General features: G+C 41.5%; 14 protein-coding genes and 2 pseudogenes. 10 read left to right on the plus strand and 6 right to left on the minus strand.

Translation table 11 applies throughout. From position 1 onward, the window contains the following. A pseudogene (locus tag G588_RS23455) lies at positions 1 to 184 on the minus strand (transposase); the annotation flags it as partial. A gap of 161 nt (positions 185 to 345) precedes the next feature. On the opposite strand from G588_RS23455, the gene G588_RS0114580 reads away from it, so the two are divergent. Next, positions 346 to 714, plus strand: coding sequence for a hypothetical protein (locus G588_RS0114580; protein WP_022779460.1), 369 nt, complete (start codon positions 346 to 348; stop codon positions 712 to 714). A gap of 176 nt (positions 715 to 890) precedes the next feature. Here G588_RS0114580 and G588_RS0114585 read toward each other — a convergent pair whose 3' ends face one another. Beyond that, entirely contained in the window at positions 891 to 1,949 is a 1,059-nt protein-coding gene (locus G588_RS0114585) for a LacI family DNA-binding transcriptional regulator (protein ID WP_022779461.1), read from the minus strand. A gap of 246 nt (positions 1,950 to 2,195) precedes the next feature. On the opposite strand from G588_RS0114585, the gene G588_RS0114590 reads away from it, so the two are divergent. The 3 genes from G588_RS0114590 (at position 2,196) to G588_RS20455 (ending at position 10,411) form a co-directional block, all read left to right on the plus strand. Beyond that, positions 2,196 to 3,734 carry a glycoside hydrolase family 32 protein gene (locus G588_RS0114590; RefSeq protein WP_022779462.1) on the plus strand — a complete coding sequence of 513 codons (1,539 nt, stop codon included), beginning with the start codon at positions 2,196 to 2,198 and terminating at the stop codon, positions 3,732 to 3,734. A gap of 65 nt (positions 3,735 to 3,799) precedes the next feature. Continuing rightward, positions 3,800 to 8,863: a hypothetical protein gene (locus G588_RS0114595; RefSeq protein WP_022779463.1), complete on the plus strand. Its 5,064-nt coding sequence runs from the start codon at positions 3,800 to 3,802 to the stop codon at positions 8,861 to 8,863. A 354-nt stretch (positions 8,864 to 9,217) separates the two neighbouring features. Then, positions 9,218 to 10,411, plus strand: coding sequence for a hypothetical protein (locus G588_RS20455; RefSeq protein WP_022779464.1), 1,194 nt, complete (start codon positions 9,218 to 9,220; stop codon positions 10,409 to 10,411). A gap of 269 nt (positions 10,412 to 10,680) precedes the next feature. On the opposite strand, the gene G588_RS0114610 is transcribed toward G588_RS20455, so the two are convergent. Next, the gene (locus G588_RS0114610; protein ID WP_022779466.1) at positions 10,681 to 11,340 is read right to left on the minus strand and encodes a TVP38/TMEM64 family protein; all 660 of its coding nucleotides are present in this window, start codon (positions 11,338 to 11,340) and stop codon (positions 10,681 to 10,683) included. Between the two features lie 113 nt (positions 11,341 to 11,453). Between G588_RS0114610 and G588_RS0114615 the strand changes: the two genes are divergently transcribed. The 5 genes from G588_RS0114615 to G588_RS0114635 all read left to right on the plus strand — a co-directional run bounded on the left by G588_RS0114615 (position 11,454) and on the right by G588_RS0114635 (position 17,769). Next, a complete protein-coding gene (locus tag G588_RS0114615; RefSeq protein ID WP_242830376.1) occupies positions 11,454 to 11,978 on the plus strand; it encodes a cysteine hydrolase family protein in 525 nt (174 codons plus the stop codon). Then, on the plus strand, positions 11,975 to 12,739 hold the full coding sequence (locus G588_RS0114620; RefSeq protein WP_022779468.1) for a hypothetical protein: 765 nt from the start codon (positions 11,975 to 11,977) through the stop codon (positions 12,737 to 12,739). Before G588_RS0114615 ends, G588_RS0114620 begins: the two co-directional genes overlap by 4 nt. 62 nt (positions 12,740 to 12,801) lie before the next feature. Further along, positions 12,802 to 13,587 (plus strand): SDR family oxidoreductase, encoded by a 786-nt coding sequence (locus tag G588_RS0114625; RefSeq protein ID WP_022779469.1) that lies wholly within the window; start codon positions 12,802 to 12,804, stop codon positions 13,585 to 13,587. A 36-nt stretch (positions 13,588 to 13,623) separates the two neighbouring features. Next, complete coding sequence (locus G588_RS22895; RefSeq protein ID WP_022779470.1) at positions 13,624 to 16,014, plus strand: IS1096 element passenger TnpR family protein; 2,391 nt, start codon at positions 13,624 to 13,626, stop codon at positions 16,012 to 16,014. Between the two features lie 414 nt (positions 16,015 to 16,428). Then, positions 16,429 to 17,769, plus strand: coding sequence for an N-acetylmuramoyl-L-alanine amidase family protein (locus tag G588_RS0114635; RefSeq protein WP_022779471.1), 1,341 nt, complete (start codon positions 16,429 to 16,431; stop codon positions 17,767 to 17,769). Positions 17,770 to 17,851: 82 nt separating this feature from the next. Here the strand turns inward: G588_RS0114635 and G588_RS20465 are convergent, their stop codons facing one another. Together G588_RS20465 and G588_RS23415 are read right to left on the minus strand one after the other, a co-directional pair. Beyond that, positions 17,852 to 18,250, minus strand: coding sequence for a hypothetical protein (locus G588_RS20465; protein ID WP_022779472.1), 399 nt, complete (start codon positions 18,248 to 18,250; stop codon positions 17,852 to 17,854). Positions 18,251 to 18,276: 26 nt separating this feature from the next. Further along, a complete protein-coding gene (locus G588_RS23415; RefSeq protein WP_196804990.1) occupies positions 18,277 to 20,370 on the minus strand; it encodes a phosphodiester glycosidase family protein in 2,094 nt (697 codons plus the stop codon). Between the two features lie 459 nt (positions 20,371 to 20,829). Here G588_RS23415 and G588_RS22165 point away from each other — a divergent pair. Next, a pseudogene (locus G588_RS22165) lies at positions 20,830 to 21,042 on the plus strand (group II intron maturase-specific domain-containing protein); the annotation flags it as partial. Between the two features lie 177 nt (positions 21,043 to 21,219). Here G588_RS22165 and G588_RS0114655 read toward each other — a convergent pair. Beyond that, on the minus strand, positions 21,220 to 22,533 hold the full coding sequence (locus G588_RS0114655; protein WP_022779473.1) for an SIR2 family protein: 1,314 nt from the start codon (positions 22,531 to 22,533) through the stop codon (positions 21,220 to 21,222). Positions 22,534 to 22,537 lie beyond the last annotated feature (4 nt).

Genomic DNA, 22,537 nt, shown 5'->3' on the forward strand with positions numbered 1-22,537 from the left:
AATCCTGATGGTAATAGACAATCTTAGGGAGTTCATCGACTTTGAACTTTTGATATTTGGGAGAATGAGAATCATCGAAAGCCCACTGCTTTAGAGGTATATATCTGCAGATGAAATTAATCAGCCAGCAGTTTTGCTGATAGAGTTGTTGAATGATTTGAAGTAAATAAAGTATAATGTTCACGAGCATTGTCTCCTGGTTATTTTGTGAGTTTGGTCGCTGACATTATACCAAAAAGGGAGGTCAATGCTCTTTTTATTTTGAACTCCCGATAAATCAAGGTTTTAGAACTAAAAAACGGGTAGTTAATTTGACACTACCCTTTTCCATAGGAGGGCAATATTATGACAAAAAGAAATGTTGGATGGGTACTGGTAATCATCGGATTATTCATGCTGTTCAAGATGGTGAGGGTTTCATCATTTGGTTTCTACCGTATCGGCAGGGTGAGCACATCTGCGATTGTACTGATACTTCTAATCCTTTCAGCGATAGCAGTAGTAGTTAACAAAAACAAGTTTACGGTTGGATGCCTCGTAATGTCACTGATCCTTTTGGTAGCAGCACTGGTACTTGGAACGGAACTCTATTTTGCATATTCATCACTTACAGATGTGCTTTTGGTATTTGTTCCCGTTGTAATCGGCGCAGGACTCATTATCAAGAGCGCATTTGAAAGACATGGCAAAAAGAAAACTGAACTTGAGTACTAAAACATTTTATCAATACATATGATCTTGCAACACTGAGAAAGCTCGAGAAAATCGGGCTTTCTCTTTTTTTGTTTTTTCGTTACTAGTATTTACTTTTTGTTGGAGGATCCGTTCGATGACTAATAAATTTAATATAGACAACCTGGAAATCATGTCATTATTTTAAAAAGTGTAGTTTATTTAATCGTATTTCCGGTTGATTCTCTTATTATGATATCTGTTTCTACATATGTTTTTTTGTAAGGAGTATTTGGATTTGCGATCCTGGAAAGCAGAATATCCGCAGCAATAAAGCCCATGGAGCTTGAATGGATCTTCACCGTGGTAAGACTTGGCTCGATGATGGTGGCTTCGGGCGCATTATCAAATCCGCAGACCGCAACGTCCTTCGGAACTTTTTTACCAAGCTGCCTAAGTGCCTTTATGGTGCAGATTGCAAGGTAATCGTTGGCACAAAAGAAAACTTCAGGCATTTTCCCAAGCTCGCTGATCCTTGCTGCGAGATAATCTGTATCTTTGTACGGACTCGAGTCGTCATCAAGAATACAGGATCCGGTGTCGATGCCAATCCCGCTATCTGTCATGGCTGAAACGTAGGCCTGCCACCTCTCATGGAAGGACTGGCAATGGAATCTGTCACCAACAAATGAGATGTTTCTCTTTCCGCTTTGGATAAATGAACTGATCAGGCGGTAGACGCTTGTAACATTCTCCATGTAGAGAGTATCAGCTGCCAATCCGAATTTCTGAAGAACAGGGGTATCTACAAAGAGAATGGGAATATTCAGGCTGCAGAGGAATTTGCTGTATTTTTCGGAAAAGAGCTCTATACAGAGAATTCCTGCTATATTGTCCATGGAAAAATTAGTTGGGAGGCTTAAGGATTCAATATCATTATCTTTAATAATGTTGATTGAAAGCTTGTAGCCCAGTGAATCTATTCTGTTCTGAAATGCCTCAAGAAGCTTGGTTCCTGAATGGGATGCACCGGGAAAAGAATGAGTGAACAGGGCTATTTCTGTCTTGCCGTCCTTTAATGCTAAGAGCGTACTTGTTGCTGCATCAGCGGTATCAACTAAACTAAACTGCTTGTAGCCCATGGCTGTAGCCATCTGACAGATCTTACTCCTGGTTTCCGAAGATACGCTTCCTGAGTTGTTAAGTGCTCTGGAAACAGTATTTCTTGACATTCCAAGTGCGTCTGCAATTTCCTGTAATGTTACTCTTTTTCCCATAATGGATGTCCCCTCAATACTTTCTGAGTCTTTTTATATTCGGTAAATATCATAACGCTGCAATAACGATGTGTCAAATGCACCAATTTCTGTATGACAAGTGTGCATAATTCACAAAAAAGAAACCCATAAAACACTGAATTTCACGAAAATATGTGTCATATGCACTTTTAGATTGATACAAATGACACATAATGCTATATTGTTTTTGTCAAGTGATAGTGCAAAAGCACTAAGGGAGGAATTATGCATAGAATAAAAACATTGCTTTTGATTGGCATTATGACCATCGCCAGTGTTGGATGCTCATCCAAAGCCGCAGAACCGGATTCTGCTTTAGATGAAACAACAGAGGAAACCGTGCAGTCAGCGGATGAAAAGTATCTGGGAGAGAACATTGAAGATCATATCGTTTTTCCGGCATCAGTGGAGGGACTTGTGGGCGATACAATGCCGTTTTACGACGAGGGAAAGTACAATGTCTTTTACCTGGCAGACCAGAGAGACGGTAAGCAGGGATATCACCCTTGGGGGCTGATCCAGACTACAGACTTTGCCTCATATGATGACAAGGGAGTTGTTTTGAATTATGGAGACGATGTAGAAGACCAGGACATAGCTCTTGGAACCGGAAGTGTAATAAAGGGAAATGACGGTAAGTACCATGCTTTTTATACAGGACATAACGATATGTTTGAGCCAAAAGAAGCAGTGATGCATGCTGTCAGCAGCGATCTTATAAATTGGGAAAAGATTCCCGAAGATACACTTTATGCAAACGAGAATTATGCACAGAACGACTTCAGGGATCCGTTTGTTTTCTATGTTGAATCAGAAAAGTGCTATTCAATGCTTGTTGCAACAAGACAGAACAACATCGGAGTCATTGCAAGATACACTTCAGAGGACTTAAAGAGCTGGGAAGATGCCGGTGTTTTCTTTGAAAATGATATGGGAACCGATTCAAATCTGGAATGCCCGACACTCCTTTCTTATAAAGGAAAGTGGTACTTGTCATTCTCTGATCAGTGGCCTCACAGGCTTGTTCATTACAGGATAGCAGACAATTTTGAGGGCCCGTTTGAGATCCCTTCACAGGACATCTTTGACTGCAACGGCTTCTATGCAGGAAGAATGGAGACAGACGGAGAGAACTTATATGTTGTCGGATGGAACGGAACGAAGAAAAAGCATACAGACAGTGAGGACTACGACTGGGGCGGAAATATGGTCACTCATAAGCTTGTGCAGCATGAAGATGGAAGCCTCACACCTGTTTTAAACCCTGAGCTTGAAAAGCTTTTATCTAATGAGCTTTCGCTTACACCGGTCAAGATGACTGATTCAGCTTCTCTTTCGGAGGGCGTTATATCTTTTGCCGGTGAAAAATATGAGATGGCGGGATTTAAGGAACTTCTTGGCAGTTACCTTATTAAGACCACGATCAGGGGTTTTGATAAAGACGGTATGTTTGGGTTCTGCTTTGATACAAACGAAGAAAATGTCGGAAGCCTGAACATTGTGTTTAACGGCGCCAACAACAGGATTGAGTTCTACAACGGCAGCAATATTATGGAAAGAACTGCTCAGTCATATGTTGATTTCAATTTAGCAGATAAAAATGAGCTGAATGTTTCACTGCTTGTTGCAGACGGCGTTGTGTGCATGTATGTCAACGATGAGATTGCTTTCACAACAAGAATGTACATGTCACAGGGCTCTGATTTTGGGGTGTTTAGTGTTGAATCAAAGGCAAGTTTTGAAGATTTGAAGGCATTTAAGTAAGGAAAGATAGTTGTCTTTTGGGAGAAGGCTTAGGAAGCAGATATCGTTTATAGGAGTGGAATGTTATGGGGTTAGATTTAAAAAAAGTAGTGGCAGTTGCATCAAAATATAAAGTTGCACTCGGGGGAATGCTCGCGATCGTTGCAACCTGCACAGGAACTATGGCATGCGGAATTAATGAAGAAGCGCTTCAGCAGTCAGCTATAGTAACAATCGAGGATGAGATTGTTGCTCTTGCGAGTTCATGGCCTTCATCTTTTATTTCGCATGACTATATCGAACCGGAATTTGTTGATGATGAAAACCGCACCAATAATGCTTTTAACGTTGCAGATTTTGGAGAGCAGGGAAATAACGGATGGTTTTACAGATATGGATCATCACAGGACCCGGCAAGGTCTAAGAGACTTGAATCCTATGATGGAGAGAGATACTTTCAGCCCGGACAAAAGGGATTAGAGATAAAGTCCAATTTTATTCATACCGCGGAGGAAGTCGCATCAATACTGGAGTGGCGAGCTGCAAAGGGCGGAGATATAAATATTGACCTTGCATATGTCAAAAACGTAAATAATGATAAAAATCCCATGTATCCTGATGGCGTAACACTGTATGTTTACAAGGGGGATGAACCTATCGGAAGATACAAGGTCGATGCAAAGACAGACAAGGAAGAAGTTGTAGAAGAGTCCTTAAAAGATATACATGTCGATGAGCTGGAAAGCCTGTACTTTGTTGTGGATCCGAACATGAACAACGCTTACGACGGTGGTTCATTATATGTTGCCATTTCCGATGTAAATGCCGGCGGTCCTACAGCGAAAAAGGATACAGACAGAATTGATAATAATGCTTATTCCATTGATGATTTCGGCCATCAGGGGCATAACGGCTGGACTTATATGTGCGGAAAAAGCGTTTCACAGGCGAGACTTGTATCAACAGAAAAGAACGGAGAGTACATGAATTCTACATCTCCAAATCTTTCAATCAGCCAGTTCTTTATTCATCCATCAATAAATGATGAGGCAATGCTATGCTGGCAGCCTGCAGTCGATGGTGCCGTTGAAATAAGAGGAACTTACACCAAGTTTGAGCAAAACGACGGAAATCCTGACTGGCCGGATGGTGTAACTGTCTCTGTCTACAGGAACAGAGAAAAGCTTTTTTCCCAAAAAGTTGCAGCACCAAAGAAGGGCAAGAATGAGATTTCTTTCAGGGAAAAGAATGTAAGCGTAAGCACGTCAGACAGATTATACTTTGTGGTTGATGCAGGAGGAAATGCGTCTTACGATGGCGGCGCATTCGATATTGCAATCCTTGACAGGACCGGTGCAACAACCGAAAAAGACGTTGTTATTGCCGGAGATGATACAAGAGAAAACTACGCAGACGTTAAATATGACTTTGGCAAACAGGGAGAAAACGGCTGGTTCTACCAGGAAGGTTATGGAGATGACCCAAATGATGTATGCAATATGCGCATCTTTGACGAAAAGGAGTACAGATATTTTGACAGCAGCTACCTGGAGATAAAGAACGATTTTGTAAGTCCCGGAAAAGGGAAATCTGCTGTGATCAAATGGAAGGTCGCAAAAACAGGAACAATCAGGCTTAATACTTCCTATACCAAGTTTAAGAACGAGGATAAGAATCCAAGCTGGCCGGACGGAACCAGGGTTACTCTTTATCATAATAATACGGTTCTTGCACAGGAGGAATTTGCGCCGGACACCAAGCAGGAAATATCTAAGCGCATGGATGTTGAGTCTTTAAAAGTAAAGAAGGATGACTATATTTCCATGGTCATCAATTGTAAGAAAAACAACGCCTATGACGCGGGAAAATACGAGTTTTCCGTTTTTGACCTCACCGATGTTACCACAGAAAATGATATATCGATCAACGAATGCGAGACAAGGCAGAACTTTGCTGATGTTAAATATGATTTTGGTGAGCAGGGGAAAAATGGTTGGTTCTACCAGGAAAGCATAGGAGATGCTCCGTTCGTCGCCTACAATATGCGAAAATACAGCCCTGATGAAGAGCGATACATTGATTCACGCGATCTGGAGATAAAGAGAGATTTTGTGAATCCCGGAAAGGGCAAGTCCGCAGTTATCAAGTGGAAAGTGGCCCAAAATGGAACGATCAGGATTGATGCTTCATATACAAAGCTTAAGAACGAGGATAAAAATCCGGATTGGCCGGATGGAACAAGGGTGACACTGTATCATAACGGCACAGTTTTAGTTCAGCAGGATTTTGATGCTGAACTAGGTGAAATTACCAAAAGACTTGATGTTGCAGGACTTGATGTTGCCAAGGATGACTATATATCAATGGTCATCAATTGTAAGGAAAACAATGCCTATGATGCAGGTCTTTATGAGTTTTCCATAAAGGGATTGTCTGCGCTTACGGGACAGACAGAGAGAGACGTTATAAATTGGGATAAAGGCCGTTCAAACAACGCATCACTCCAGGTTGATTTTGGAAAGCAGAGAGAAAACGGCTGGTGCTTCCAGTCAGGATACTATCAGGATCCATACTTCGCTGTGAACGTTGAGCGACTTGAGGAAAATGGCGAGAAATACACGACTCTTGACGGAATAGAGATAAAACGTGATTTCATCATGCCTGCTAACAAGGGAAGATCTGCAAATGTGAAGTGGGTTGCAGCAAAAAACGGCAAGATTGACATAATGGCATCCTATACAAAACTTCTTAATGAAGATAAAAATCCGGATTGGCCGGACGGCGTGACAGTGTATCTTTTCAAGAACAGAGAAGTCCTGAAAAAAGAGGATTTCGCGCCACTTACCGATGAGAAGATCACGAAGGATCTGTCAGTAGAGGATGTTGAGGTATGTGCCGGAGATTGCATTACTCTTTTGGTAGATGGAAAGGCAAATACCGCTTATGACGGCGGAAACTTCACTTTTGTGATCGAAGATGCAGAGCTTAGGACCATGAAGATGGTCAATAACAGCGGGAGGAACTATGCAAATCTTTCTAATGATTTTGGGGAGCAGGGCAGTAACGGTTGGTACTATCTTGAAGGCAGAAGAATAGACAAAGCAGAGGTTTTGTCAAAGAAGACTGCTGATGGAACAGGGTTTATTTCAAGAAAATTAAGCGGCCTCGAAGTGAAGAAGGACTTTGTGCAGCCAAGGCTCAATGCCGATGCAATGTACAAATGGGTTGTGGCAGTTGACGGAGAAATAGATATAACCGGTCAGTATGTGAAGTTTGGCCATGAAGATCCCAATGCAGACTGGCCTGACGGCGTAACTATCGAGATCTTCAAGAATAACTCCAGACTGTATAACAATGTTTGCAACTGCTCGAAAGGTAAAGGAAACGATAATGCAAGAGCTGTAAACATCACAAAACTGCAGGTTAAGAAGGGAGACATCCTTACTTTTGACATAGGCTGCAACAGGAATAATGCCTGGGACGGAGGAAGGCTTGAAATTGATATTGCTGATACTGAAGGAATCAAGGTTTCAGTAGGCGATGAAGTCAGGACCAACAACACTGTACTCGGTAATCTTGAATCATTCGAGCAGGGTAAGGACGGATGGTGGTTCCTTGAAGGAAAAGACTTAAACAGTGCAAAAGTCCTTGTATATGCTAATGAGGATAAGACTGCTTTTATTTCTCCTTCCAATAAGAATCTCGAAATGAAGAAAGACTTTGTTCATCCCGGAGAGAAGAAGGCAGCAATATATCAATGGGTAGTGTACGAAGATGGAAAAATCGATGTGCTTGGCGACTATACCAAATTCGGGCAGACTGACGCAAATCCTGATTATCCGGATGGTGTGGGACTTAAGGTGTTCTTAAATGAAGAGCTTCTTGAGGAAAAAGATATAGCGGTTTTGCAGGGAGATGGTAATGATAACAAGGCAGACTTCATGTTTACTCAGCTTGACGTCAGGAGAGGTGATAAGCTTTCATTTGTTATTGACGGAAAGAATAATATAGCCTATGACGCAGGTAGATTGTCTGTGAGTGTTTATGCGGCAAAAGAGAAGGCTGAAGATGAAAAGCCGCGGACTAACAACACTAATCTCTTTGAATCATTTGGTGAGCAGGGCTCAGATGGTTGGACCTATGGAATGTGCGACTGGGATGGAAAAAACTTTGAAGAGCTTTCCTATGATCCTGATAATGAAAGATACTATAATAACGGAAAACCTGAGCTGAAAAGGGATTTTGTAGAGCCCGGAAATGGCAGAAACGCTGCATACAGATGGGAAGCAGTTAATACAGGTAAAATAAAGGTTTGCGGAAGCTACACCAAGTTTACCAATAATGAAGACCCTGATGCCAACGGCATTTGCATGAGAATTTTCGTAAACGGCGAAGAAAAGAAGTGGTTTGGTGGAATTACCCAGGGCAACTTTGATTCTGAAAAAGAGATAACATTCGATGAAGAGTATATCGTTCACGAAGGCGACATCGTAATGTTTGCCGTAGATCCTGACGGAAACGACAGCTACGATGGCGGAAGACTTTCTGTAGTTATCAAAGATGCTGACAAGAACTCAGATGATGAGGAAAATGGAGATAAGCCCGAACCCGGTGAAGACCCTGTGAATCCCGGAGAAGATGACTCTGATAGCGAAGGCAGGAGCAATAGCACAAGTATTGCCGGCGCTTTCGGCGAACAGGGCTCAGATGGCTGGCACTACGGAATGTGCGACTGGAACGGCAAGAATTTTACAGAGCTTTCCTATGATTCTGATAATGAAAGATACTATAATAGCGGAAAACCTGAGCTTAAAAGGGACTTTGTAGAGCCGGGAAATGGCAGAAATGCAGCTTATCTCTGGATCGCAGCAAACGATGGAAGTATCAGGATCAGCGGAGAATATGTGAAGTTTCCTAACAGCGAAGATCCTGACGCCAACGGAACCTGTATGAGAATATTCCTTAACGGGGATGAGAAGCTTTGGATTGGCGGAGATACGCAGGGCAATTTCAGCTCAGAGATCAAAAAAGATTTTTATCAGGAATATGAAGTGAAAAAGGGTGACGAGATCATATTTGCTGTGGATCCTGACGGAAACGACAGCTACGATGGCGGAAGACTATCTGTAAGTATCGAGCCTGTGGAGTAAGGAAATGTTGTGATAGCCTCAGCCATCCTTGATACCATAAATCACTAAATGGTACCAGGTACCAAGAACTTTCCATTAATGGTTATGGGGCAGGACATCGTTTGATGTCCTGCCCCGATTCGTTAGGAGTAAGCTGCCATAATATCTGGGCTTGCTATAGGGATGCGAGCAGATTACAGCGAGTTCAAGTTCAACTTGAATTTCTGATTGTAACTTAAACTCATACTCGCTAGAATTAATATGATGCAACCTCTATTATGAAGCCATAAGGAGGAACGAAGTCATGAGTATAGGGATAAACATAAAAAGTTTAAGGGAGATATCTATAAAAGATTGATGTAAAGGAGACACCACATGAATATAAAAATATCCGGCTTAAGGTCGGGCCTTAATTACAACGATATGCTCAATCCCATAACCGGAGGATTCATCGAAGATATAGAAAAAAAACTTGGCTGCAGCCTTGCCATGAGCGATATTGCAGACTACGACTGTGATCTTAAGCTCATCTTCATTCAGTCCGGCGGAAGTGAGAATCTTTTTTTACAAAACAAGGACAAACTTAAGGAGCCATATTATCTGCTGACCAACGGTTCCAATAATTCCCTTGCCGCATCTCTGGAGATCATGACTTATATCACAGCCAATGGCAAACAGGGCGAGATCCTTCACGGAGATATTGACTACATTGCACAGCGTATAACAACCCTTGCCAAAACTGAGCAGCTGAAAAAAGAGCTGGCAAAGACCGTATTCGGAGTGATGGGGCGCCCTTCAGACTGGCTCATTGCTTCGGTTCCGTCCTATGAAGAGGTCACCCGCAAGCTGGGCGTAACCTTTAAGGACATTTCTCTTGACGAGGTAAAAAAGGAATATGACCGCGCAGTAATGGTAGGCAAAGATCTGCTGCCCGGAGTGTTTGATGATGCTGAGAAAACCAAGGCTCTTAAGACCTACGCAGCCTTCAAAACAATCGCGGAAAGGTATGGACTATCAGGCTTTACCGTCAGATGCTTTGACCTTCTGCAGCCCCTGGCAACCACCGGATGTGCAGGCCTTGCCCTTCTCAATGACGATGGCTTAACAGCTACCTGTGAAGGAGATATAGCAGCCCTCATTACCATGCATATCGTAAGGCTCCTTACAGGACAGCCTTCATTCCAGGCCAACCCATCAAGGATTTCTCCTTCTGATAACACCGTGGTTCTGGCCCACTGTACAGTTCCGCTGGCAATGACCAAAGACCTGCGCCTGGATACACATTTTGAATCCGGCACAGGCGTTGCGATAAAAGGCTATCTCAAGGAGCAGGATGTTACCATTTTCAGGCTTTCCGCTGACCTTAAACACTATTTTGTCAGTGACGGAACAATCCTCAAAAACCTTGATGAAGCTGACCTGTGCCGCACACAGATCCTTGTAAAATTCCAAGAAGACGTCTCTGAGATCTTAAGAAAGCCCTGCGGAAATCACCATATTGTTTTCTATGGCCATCATGCAGAAGAGATCAGGCGTGTAATGGACGCGATTATTGGATCGGATAAGTGATAGGCCAAATAGAAGCCAAAGCGGTTGAAGTATTCCTCAAGCTGCAGTTCCGGCCAGTCGAAGTAATAAAGGTCGCCCTCTATCTTGGAGACAATGGGCCTGTTCTTGGTAACAGTACCTCATTATCCACTCCGGCTCCAGAAACCTCGGAAAGCAGGTGGCTGAGATATATCAGAAGCTTGCTGTGGATCTTGACAGAGGTATACGGCAGGAATCTTGCAGAGTTTATCAGAAGAACAGAGTGGTAAAAAGAGTACATTTTATGCCCTTCAGGCAACTTTCTTCTTTTTTAGATAAATCATCAATCCGGAATAAACCAGTATTGCGAAGATGGCTCCGGCGATGAGGACGGCATAGTTTTTTTCCATGAGGAGTTCCCCGCCAAAGGTATAGACGAAGATGTGCGGGAATCTAAAAATATAGGTCAGGATGAACCAGACCGGTAATGATTCCTTGGAATAAAAGCCTATCCAGGCGTAGGTGTCCTTGGGTAGCGGAAGCAGCATAAATAAGAAATGGATAAAGACAGGATTTTTAGCAATGATCCTGTCTTCTATTTTTCGTATTCTTTCTTCTGAAAACATGAAATAGAGCGGCTTCGCCCCAAGACGGCGTCCGATGCCAAAGGCAATTGTGTTACCAATGGTTGCTCCAAGATCACAGAGAAGAGCTCCTTTCAGTCCACCCAGCATGAAGCCGGCCGCAAGGTAGAAGGGGGTGCCGGGGATACAGGTTGACATTGTCTGAACTACGATCAAAAGACAGAATACTACCCAGCCCAGAGCGCCTCTTGATGCTATGAATTCTTGTAATGATTCTCTATCATTAACGAAAGCAAGTATAGGCTGTCCTATGCAGAAATATACTATTATCAGGAATAATATTATAAATAGCGCTATTGCTATTCTTTTGATAGTTGTCTTTGGCATGAGAAACTCCTAAAATTCTTTGTAGATATATTTTAGCATATTAAAAAGGAGACATTGTGAGCCACATCGGAGTAAAAGAGATTAAAAATCCAAATGGTTTTCGATATAATGCTTTGAAGATTTTGAAGAATTTCGGAGATAAACAGGTCCAAAATACCTTGGAAATATCCGTTCTGGATGATTTTGATGGAAAAAAGGCTCTTTTAGTCATAGATGTTCAGGAAAGATATATGCATAAATATGATCCGAACCTGATTACAAGGATCAATAACCGTATCAGCGAAGCGGATAACGATGGCATTTTGACCATATATGTAAAAAACGCAGGTGATCCCGGGTCAGAGGACCAATATGCCTTAGCGGACGATCTGCTCATTGTTTCTGAATATATTTTTGAAAAGAAATACCCCAGTGCCTTTACTTCTGAGGCGTTCAAAAGCTTTTTGGAAGAACAGGATGTAACAGAACTGGAGCTTATTGGCGTCGATGGCAGCTCCTGTGTTGCCAAAACAGCTTTTGCCGCAAAAGAGAACGGATATGAGGTAAGTGTTAATCTAAACTGTGTTTCCAGCGTGAATGATAAGATTTTTAAAGATACACAAGTTAAAATGAAAGAGGTTGGAATCAGACTAATATGAGGAAGTATTTTAAAGGGAAGATAGCATGGCTTTCAAAAGAAGAAGGCGGCAGAGAAATCATTTATCCGGAAGGGACAAAATATGGTCCTGTTATTAAATGGAAAAATGGTTCAAGTTGGAGCCTTTTTATGATATGTCCGGACTTTTCCAAGACAGATGAAGTCAGGTTTACATTTCTTGTTGATGAAGCTCCATATGATGAAGTAATGATTGGAGATGTTTATGATCTTCATGAAGGAAGCAAGGTAGTAGGCAGACTGACTGTAACTTCTGAGGAACGCAGAGAGGATCTGCCTGTCCCTTCACACTTAGATGAGTACCTGCTCCTTAACGGGGCAAAAAATGATGAATTCCACGCCGAAGGGCTACTTAGATGCAAATGCGGATGTACCAAATTCAAGCTATATAGTAGCAATGAAAGGCAGATCGTCCAAGCAAGATGTGATTCCTGTGGAGAAATAATTATTGTCTTTGATTCAGGTAAGCATGGTTGGAATGGCTTTGTTTGCAAAGATGATTATAATGATCGAAATGAGCCCATGGAGCAATATATCTGTGAAAAGTGCGGGGAAGATGTCTTTGTAGTAGAGGTTTCGATTTCTTCTCAGGGAAAACAGGACTTTTTGGATGAGTGCGTAGCTAATGACGATTCTTTTTCAGAGCGTGACTGGAGAGAGGCATTTGAGTGGATTTCATTGTCTGTCAGCTGCTGGAATTGCAAGAAACATGTTAAAAACTGGCTGGACGCGGAGACTATGTAGATGGAGAAATATGAAATAAGACTGCGAAAGCCACAGTTGATTCTAAAGTAAGGAAAATTAAAATGATACTTGTTACAGGAGCTACAGGCTTTGTAGGAAATAAAATAATGGAAATCTGCAAGGATGTCGTTGCTGCGCCATCGCTCAGGAATGCATCTGAAGAGCAGATAAAAAGAATAATCGAAGAGAGTGGTGCAGATACTATTGTTCATACTGCCGCCATATCCGATATAGGCACGTGTGAAGCGGATCCTGAGGCATCTTATGTCGCAAATGTTTTGATACCATGCTATATTGCAAAAGCTGCTAAGGGACGAAAACTGGTTTGTTTCAGTTCTGATCAGGTATATAGCGGGCTTTCGGATGAAGGACCTTATACTGAAGAAATCGTAAAACCGGCCAATACCTACGCGGAACATAAACTTGAGATGGAGCAGCGGGTATTGGATATCTGTCCCGATGCTGTTATGCTGCGTGCGGAATGGATGTATGACTACTATCTCAAAAAGCCCAACTACTTCATGAACATCATAAATGCTAAGGAATCGGTAGCTTTCAGCTCAAAACAGTTCCGAGGAATCACCTATGTGAAGGAAGTGGCTGAAAACATTGAAAAAGTCATTGCATTACCAGGCGGAGCATATAACTTCGGAAGTGAGACAGAAAAGTCTATGTATGAGATCACTAGGGAATTTGTCAGTGCTCTGGGACTTAATATACAGGTAAATGATGCGCCTGCCAGACATAATCTATGGATGGACTGTTCCAAGGCAAAAAAGCACGGAATCGTATTTAGCAGCATTTCAGATGCTATATTACTATGTGCTAAAGATAATACATATAATTGAAATGCTATTTTTATTGGGCAAAGGAGCGAAATATTCATGAAAGCATATCAGCTGAAAATAACGATCAAGAATTCAAAACCGCCAATCTGGAGAAGATGTATAGTGCCTGCAGGTCTGTCTTTTTCGCAGCTGACCCATGTGATCCGGGAAGTAATGGGGTGGACGGGATATCATTTAAGTGAGTACAGCTTCAATAATCTTAAGATAAATCTTGTGGAAAATCCTGAATATGACAGGTTTATGTGGGGCTATGTCGATCTTGACGCCTCAGAGTACATAATCGATGACTTTCTTGAGACAGTTAAAACATTTACTTATACCTATGATTTTGGTGATGACTGGACTCATGAGGTCAGGATTGAGGCTGTTTTGGAGGATTATGACAAGGACTGTCCTTGTGTAGTTAAGTTTAAGGGCGATACTCCTCCGGAGGACTGCGGCGGAATCTGTGGGTATTATGAACTGATGGAGGCCCTGAATGATCCGAAGAATCCAGACCACGAGGAAATGAAGGACTGGTATGGAGAAACTCCCCACTCTGCATATGACATGGACCATGTAAATGATACTCTTTCTCAAATGATGGTCACTGAGAAAAAAATAAAGCCCATTACTGAAAGCGAGCTTAATGATATATATTTTAGCAAGGGGAAAATAACCCTGGATAAGGTAAAGGGGAAAACTCTGAAATCCTTTAAAAAAGCTGCTGATTCAGGAAAAGGCACACGCAGCAAATATGGCGATGAAATGGCAATTCTGTCAGAGTTGTTTGATGGTCTGGTCAAAATGTCCAAAGGCAGTACAGGCAAAAAGAGCGAGTTGGATAGGCTCCTGTCAGAAGGCATTGAGAGAACACCGGATTTTGGATTTGATTTTGACAGATGGAGTGAGGTAAGTGTAGAAAAGTCCGGAAACCTGATACAGGACTATCTTCTGAATCTTCGGGAAATTGACATTGACAATTTCACCAAATACCTTCAGCTTTCTGTAGGAAGAGGCAGCACCAAGCTGTCCAAGATAAAAAGACTGGTTGAATTCCTTTCTAAGAATCCGGGCTATTATCTGTTTGCTTTTAATGAGAATTCTCTTAAGGTGCTATTTGACATTTTTGCCGGGAAAACAGATGAACTGGGCTTTGGTGAATATGTTCCCGACGATGTCGCAGAAGCTATACAGATTGCATCAATGCTGGGACTTCTGCATGTAAAGGATAAAGGGAAAAAATGCATACTTCAGCTTGCCGAGGATGCATATAATATTGCAGACTCCATAAAAAAGGTAAATGCGAAGGAAATCTATGAGAGGCTTGATGTCTTCGATGACAAGCTTGGAGCGGTAATTCGAAACTATGGCTTTATTGAAGTTGATAATGCTCTTGATATGGTCCGGGGTGAATTCCCGGGAGTGAAGGATACAAAGGAATTAAAGAGAATGCTTTACTGGCATTCCAGGATGATGAATATGGTAACAACCGGTACAAATGAGATAACCGGGGAAACATTTGCCACAGCACCCGGCTACCCTGCGGAAGAAATCCTGGAATATCGCAGCAAATACAAAATAGACGATAGTATAGATTATAAACCGTTGGATCTGAATGATCCTTCAGTCCTTAGCAGAAACGTGGCGCAGCAATTTTATTGCTGGGATAATCTGGCAGATGTTTTAAAAGAGGGAATAGGACTTGACAACAGTGAAATAGCAGACTGCGTGGAAAGTCTGTTTTCTGATGTCATCAGAGGAAAGAGTGCGGCCTATATTTATGACAGGCTGATGGACGAATATCCTGTGGACGATCCGTTTATCCGTACTATGTACTGGCATGCGGCCTTCGCCTGCGTAGGAGAGATGGCCCTTCCACAGCTTAAGGGCTATACCAAATATGAGTTTTACAAGAAAACAGGAAAGTATCCCGAAGGCCTTCCTATGGGCGAAAAGCTTGGACGTGGCAAAAAGATAGGCAGAGACACACAGCTTAAGAATTTCCCGGAAGAAGATCAGTGGGCTCTTTATTCTTTGAGGCTTGAGAATGAACTTAGGGATCACAGAGAAGAATCCATAAAACTTGCAGATGAGCTTCTTGATAAATATCCCGATAACAAACAGCTTCTGGCTTATCTTCCCGAAGCATATATGGCTCTTGATGAGCGCTCCAAAGCAAAGGAAATTTTGCAGAAGCTAAGATTAATGGATCACTCTCTGGAAAAAGAGATTAAAGCCATGCTTCGGGTGATAGATTCCGGCGCGAGGCTGCCGTATTTTGAAGACTTACCCTTCGGCGATGAAAGTAACTGGGATTTCGGGGGATATGTTCCCCGGGAGCCGGTGGTTCGTCAGCTTCCCAAGGTGGGCCGCAACGATCCCTGCCCCTGCGGCAGCGGTAAGAAATTTAAGAAGTGTTGTATGGGTAAAGGAATTTATGATTGATAATAACAGTGGTACCAGGTAGTGCGCCCAGCTAAGGGTGCTTCATTTAGCGGATTGCAAACGTCCGCTCAATAAGCCGTGAGCCGCGGCATTGGAAGCGAGTCTTGCGTGAGATACGGCAACGCACTCTTGCGAAGCGTAGACAGCGTGGTTGCAGGGATAGTGATTGAGCACTGAAAGACCATACATCCAGAGGATGACGCGGTTGCCTGTGCGGAAGTCTATATAGATAGAATCGTAATGGCGAGAAGCTTAAAAAGACTAACTTATATAAGTTGGTCTTTTTTAGTTTGAAACAAATTTGCATTAATAATAAACGGTATTGAAATTATATTTTATCGGTGCTAAGATTATTTTTGATGGCGATATCGTCAATAACTATTGGGAACAAATATAAAAAAAGGAGGTAATGAGATGGAAGGGATGAACGGGAAATCCAGGATCAGATCTACGATGAAATTGTTACTTAGTAGCTTACTGGCAATTACTATGGTGCTTGGAATGCTTAATTTATCTGCATTTAAGGTAAAGGCAGTTGAAGGTGATGCTGAAGATAAATATACAATTTACTTTGAAAATGACAGACCAGGTTGGACCAGCCCTAATTGCTTTTTATGGAAAGGCACAGATAAATATAAACAAGTAAAGCTGGAGCTTTGTGATGAAGAAAAAAATCTCTATAAGGTTGATATTTATCCAAGTGAAGGCTATGAGAAGATATTATTTTCAGCCATTGTAGGGGACGGATCAGGACTTTACGAGCTTCCCGGGCAGGATGCTTTATTTAAGATTGGTAAAGTAAAACAAGAACCACGTAAACAGGAAAATGGTAATTCGATAGTTGAATTCGTTAATACACTTGGTTGGGACGATGTATATATTTATACAATTAATGGTTTATCAATAGCTGGTGTTACTTCTGACTGGCCCGGAAAAAAGATGGAGTTAGTTGACCAGGAAAATGGTATTTACAGATATGTTTTAGATGGAAGCAAGTATAAGTGGTCAGAAGTTATCATAAATAATGGAGCAGGTAAGCAGGCAGGTTTATATAATGTGAGACAACGCTCAATCAGAGTTACTCCTATTGATCCTGAAGGCTGGGTAATCGAGAAGAAAGAAGATAATCTCAAGATTGTAGAAGAGTGGGGCAATCTTTACTGTGAAGATCAGGATGGCAACAGAGTTTACGGTCTTCAGACTGTAGATGGCGATCTTTACTATTTTGGCGAAGTAGGCGATGGCATGATGAAGTTTGGCCTCTACTATGTAGACGGAATGCCTTATTACTTCGGTGAGGACGGAAAGGCTCCAAAGAGCCGGTTCGTAACACCATATTATGACACTTATTATTTTGACGCAGATGGAAAAGCACATACAGGCTGGCTTGAACTTGATGGTGAAAAATACTACGCAGATGAGAGGGGAACTATTTTAAAGGGCGTACAGACAATTGATGAAAAGACCTATCTCTTTAACCGTAACGACGGTGGTAAGATGGTCAGAAACACAATGGCTCACGACTGGTGGGGCGATCACTACTACGGCGATGACGGCGTAATGCAGACAGGCTTTATCATCTTCGAGGATAAAACTTACTATTTCTTTGAAAACGGCGATATGGCCCATGGTTGGCAGACCATCGATGGAAATACTTATTTCTTTGGCGATAACGATGGAATCATGGCTAAAGGTACTACATTCATTTACTGGAGAGATTACGAATTCGACGAGAACGGAGTTCTTCAGGAATAAATAATATAGGAGTCTTTTACAACGTGAGTTATAAAAGACTCCTATTTTTTATTTAAAGACTATGACTGGACCATTAGATAGATTATTTGCAAACGGACCATGTAACCATAGACCTGTGACGATAGTTCTGTAAATTTGACAAGAGACTTAGTAAAACCAGGACTGCTCCGGCAACTGGGTAGACAACAATAAGTGAATTGGTTGTGCCATAGATTGCCAATACACCAGCAAATATGCTCCCAATGCTGAATGTCGCAATAGCAGTATTCCAGAGGTTTAGAAACCTTCTGTCCGGATATTTTTCCTTAAATAAAAGGATAGAATAGGGTAGTACTCCCATCGTAAGAGGTATGGCAAATGCATACAGCATGAAGTAGGAGTATACTTCATGACTGAAGATTTCATATATTGCTCCAAACAGTGCAAGGAAGCAGGTTCCAATGATATTGAAAAGCAAATGTAGTTTTAGTTGTTTTTCCATTTTAGTTTTCCTCCTGCCAAAATTCTTTAGATATATACAATGTCGCTGACACTTCGTTCTTTGATGCTTCCTCCGGTGGTGGGATTGTTGACCACATATCCATTGAAGTACATGGTGGAAGATCCGCCACCGTCAAGGTTATAGGCTGTTTCAACGCCAAGCTCCTTCATGAAGGTTGCAAGTTCATAAAGACTAAGTCCTTCGCTCTCAGAAGTTCTTCCATCAGACACAACAAAAACAAAGTGATTGGCATCTATGACGCCTATAGCAGTTCTTGGATTGCTTGCCTTTGCCTTGGCAACTTCGGCATTTTCATCTACTGTAACAGAGTTGTCTTCTACAAGAGCCGGGCCAAAGGAAAAAGCTTGCCATACTCCCATTGAAACCAGTTCTTCGGCTGAGTACTCAGTGTCATTTACGACTTCCATTGTTCCATCTGTATAAATACATAAAACATCTGATCCGCTTGCACTGTCGCGGTAGACAATTCCGTTGCGTATTACATATCCATTTTCCTGAACGCCGTAGTAATCGCCGTTTATGGCTAGTACAGCATTGTTATTTTCTGCAATCGTAGAAGTTGTGGCGGTGACGTTTTTGCCGTAAGTGTCATTGGCAAATGCCGTCTTTAAGTACTGAGCAGAGGAAAGAGTAACGTCTGCCACGTAGATTTTGGTGTCGTTCTGATAATATTCAGTTAATGTAATGCTATAGTTATCTGAACTTACAGTGTTTTCGCCCGAATAGGACTCTGAGGCGTTAATACCAGATGTGCTTTCTGTGGTTTCTGAAGAAGTTACTGACCCATCTTCAGACATACTTGTTTTGGAATGTTTCCTGCTGGATCGAGACTTGTGACTTTCTGAGAGACCTGAATCTGAACTGCTATTGGAAGCAGTACTATCAGCTGCTTTTGCAACTTTAGGTTCTGTGCTTTCCGATTGCGTATTATCTATGGATCCGGTTAATGAAGTGGTGCTGTCAGTCTGATCAGCGAACATGGACGTATTTATTTCTGTGGCATTGGAGTTGTAGCTCTTGCTTATAACAAAGGTATCGAGGGAAATATAAGTCGTAAATGCTACCAGGACAAAAGCTGAACATATAGCCCAGAGGTGTTTTTTCATATGATACTGCCTGCCTTTCTTAAAAATAAAACTGTGTTGTATAAAGTAACTGAGTACAAAAAGTGCAAGTTCGGTGATGATTTTTGCAACATATGCTGCAAGGCCCATTCCGGTAAGCAGCTCAAGGATAAATGTGTTAAGTATGAGTATTGCAACTGCCAGAGCAGAGTATTTTATGGCAGAAGTGGCAACATCCTTTTGAGATTTGAAAACTACTTTTCTGTTAAGTGAAAAATTCAGAGTCCCACTGATTATACGTGCAAGGATATTTGCCACAATAAGTGAACCTGATACCGCAGATATCAAGCAGAACAGTCCATAGTCTACAAGAAAACTTATAAGGGATGAAGCACAGAAGCATAGGATTTCTTTGTATATCTTTATGGAATCTTTAACAGGATCAAAGTGAGAACTCTCATTCTTTCCTATATAAACAGTATTTATCCATTCTTCTTTGATCTCTATTCCCTGCTTGGGGAGCTCCATGAGCATATTCATCTCATATTCGTAGCGGCTTCCGCTTATTTGAAGAAGTTTCGGTACCAGCTTATCACTGTATGCTCTAAGCCCTGTCTGGGTATCAAAAACTATATTTCCGGTTGTGAGCCTATATACAAAGCGGGTAATGGCATTTCCAGCGCGGCTTTTAAACGGAACTTTTCCTTCCATTTTTCGGCTGCCTAGAACAAGGCATGAACGGTTTGCTTCTGCTACAGATATCACGTTGATGATATCTTCAAGTTTATGCTGGCCATCTGCATCAGCATTGACTACAGTGTATGGCGCATCATAGGTGTTATGAATGTATGCAAGCCCTGTTTTTAGAGCTTCACCCTTGCCCTTATTTTCATTATGAACAAGTATCCTGGCATATCTGGATGCGTCAGAAAACACCTTACTAAAAGTCTCCGGGCTACCATCATTTACTATTACGATTTCAAAACCCTCCTGATACAGGCCCTTAGAAACATCAATCAGTTTTTCATCTGGCATGTATGCGGGAATCAAAGCGATCCTGTTCATTATTAATCCTTTCCTTTGAATATATTGACCATAATTTGATAATAAACATGAATCCTAAAATCAACCTAAATAGGCGGTAATAATTCTTGTGGGATGCGGATAAGATTCTGAAGTAGTTGGTATGATTCGAGCATAACCGCTTACCGAACCATGCGCATTACGACGCACAAAGTGTCGACATTGGTACCTGGCAGTGCGCCCAGCTAAGGGTGCTTCATTTAGCGGATTGCAAACGTCCGCCCAATAAGCCGTGAGCCGCGGCATTGGAAGCGAGTCTTGCGTGAGATACGGCAACGCACTCTTACGAAGCGTAGACAGCGTGGTTGCAGGGATAGTGATTGAGCACCGAAAGACCATACATCCAGAGGACGACGCGGTTGCCTGTGCGGAAGTCTATATAGATAGAATCGTAATGACGAGAAGCTTAATGAGATTCTTGTTGGTTATTACCATTACTATGGGATTACAGATAACTTGCGAAGTTTGAAGACATTCAGATATGAAGTCCTTAAAAGTCTATTTTATTGGCTGAATAGACGAAGTCAAAAGAAGAGCTACAATAGGAACGAATTATGGGCAATGATTAGTTCACATCTTAATGTTGCTCTTCCTAGAACATACGTAAGTATCTATGCGCAGTAAAACGAATAATTAGTCTCGTAAAGAGCCGGATGCGGGAAAGCCGCACGTCCGGAATTTCTGTGAGGGGCAGAGGGAGCAATCCCCCTGTCTACTCGACCCGCCAAAAAGAATGGATGCCAGGCACTGTGAAGACTATTCACAATACCTGGCACCTTAACATATGACCCCGACGAAAAATTACAGATTATTCACGTACTCTGTTATATCTGGATAATCATCAAAGAACACAGGAATTATTCCCATCCTCATAAAGTAGCACATTTTGTAATCATCCATCCATTTATTTGATGGTGCATTTTTCTTCATAAATACAAAATGCCAACTTGAAGGATTTTTCTTAAAGTTAGTAAAAAAGACTTTCTGCTCTTCGTAGTCAGATACACTATTTCCTATTAGAATATTAGTTTCTTTCAGTTGATCAGACAGTTTCTTACGTGCATATTGTCCCGCAGTAAAGTATCCGCGCAAGTACTCATAGGTTGAAAGGACTATAGCCTTAGGATGTTTCTTGTCATTATAGGAATACAGGCCATGTGAGTGCACGATGTGTATGTTATACTCATTTTTTTCTGCCTTATACTTATATACTGTCTGATACTTGGCACTAGGAAAGTTTTTGTCCAGAATCATTTCCAGCGCATTGTCATAATTAAATGTAAGGATACGTCCGCGTTTCTTTTGGTAAACATTTTTTGCAATCTGAAATAGCGTTGTATTTTCCAATTGTTCGTTATTATCTTTATCAAACATTCTTGGATTAAAAGATGATGAGTATAGGTTGTTATAGATAACATCGTAATATTTCTGGGGATCCAGGTTTTTTAGTATCTCCGGGGCTATGTAATTTGTATTACAGATATCTTGTTCAAGCGAAATCAGGTCATCTTTTATTTCCAATTTATAAGGTAAAGAAATGCCAAGCGCCTTAAGATCTGGAAGAACAGGGATTGGTATGGATTTTATTGTCCGGACTTCATTTCTCATAGAATCAACTAGTTCGGCCCAACTACCAAAGGTGTTATTCAATCCATTATCTTTATTAACTCCCGCCCCAAGAATAAAACGATATTCTTCATTCTTTCGCTTATTAAGCAGCTCCATGCCTAAAGTATCTTTTAAAAGAGAACCTGGCTCATAACCCAGTTCCACCATCTTTTTCATTCCATAAGTGGACATAGCCAATAATTCGATAGTGCTTTTGCCGAATTGATTATAAAAATAATCATATGCAGAATAAGCCTGACCAGTACTATCATGAAATCTCTTACTATCGTAATCATCTTCAGTCAAATAAAAAATGATTGTTTTCTGATTCTTAGGTATTAGTTGACCTAAAACTTTATAATATTTCTTACTTTTGGGTATACCTTCTGTAGTGAATGAGTCCTTATTAAAATAAGCCATGAGTCCTAGCGCTGATTTTAAGAAATCGCTGTATTCCAGTCTAGTTAGCTTTTCCAGCGGAGAGCCATTATTAAAAAAGAAGAACATATCA

Source organism: Butyrivibrio sp. AE3009, from assembly GCF_000420845.1.
GTDB lineage: Bacteria > Bacillota > Clostridia > Lachnospirales > Lachnospiraceae > Butyrivibrio.

Excerpts from the sequence above, each read along its gene's own strand:
- G588_RS0114580 (WP_022779460.1), top strand. The coding sequence starts at position 346 with ATGACAAAAAGAAATGTTGGATGGGTACTGGTAATCATCGGATTATTC.
- G588_RS0114585 (WP_022779461.1), bottom strand. The coding sequence starts at position 1,949 with ATGGGAAAAAGAGTAACATTACAGGAAATTGCAGACGCACTTGGAATG.
- G588_RS0114590 (WP_022779462.1), top strand. The coding sequence starts at position 2,196 with ATGCATAGAATAAAAACATTGCTTTTGATTGGCATTATGACCATCGCC.
- G588_RS0114595 (WP_022779463.1), top strand. The coding sequence starts at position 3,800 with ATGGGGTTAGATTTAAAAAAAGTAGTGGCAGTTGCATCAAAATATAAA.
- G588_RS20455 (WP_022779464.1), top strand. The coding sequence starts at position 9,218 with ATGAATATAAAAATATCCGGCTTAAGGTCGGGCCTTAATTACAACGAT.
- G588_RS0114610 (WP_022779466.1), bottom strand. The coding sequence starts at position 11,340 with ATGCCAAAGACAACTATCAAAAGAATAGCAATAGCGCTATTTATAATA.
- G588_RS0114620 (WP_022779468.1), top strand. The coding sequence starts at position 11,975 with ATGAGGAAGTATTTTAAAGGGAAGATAGCATGGCTTTCAAAAGAAGAA.
- G588_RS0114625 (WP_022779469.1), top strand. The coding sequence starts at position 12,802 with ATGATACTTGTTACAGGAGCTACAGGCTTTGTAGGAAATAAAATAATG.
- G588_RS22895 (WP_022779470.1), top strand. The coding sequence starts at position 13,624 with ATGAAAGCATATCAGCTGAAAATAACGATCAAGAATTCAAAACCGCCA.
- G588_RS0114635 (WP_022779471.1), top strand. The coding sequence starts at position 16,429 with ATGGAAGGGATGAACGGGAAATCCAGGATCAGATCTACGATGAAATTG.
- G588_RS20465 (WP_022779472.1), bottom strand. The coding sequence starts at position 18,250 with ATGGAAAAACAACTAAAACTACATTTGCTTTTCAATATCATTGGAACC.
- G588_RS23415 (WP_196804990.1), bottom strand. The coding sequence starts at position 20,370 with ATGCCAGATGAAAAACTGATTGATGTTTCTAAGGGCCTGTATCAGGAG.
- G588_RS0114655 (WP_022779473.1), bottom strand. The coding sequence starts at position 22,533 with ATGTTCTTCTTTTTTAATAATGGCTCTCCGCTGGAAAAGCTAACTAGA.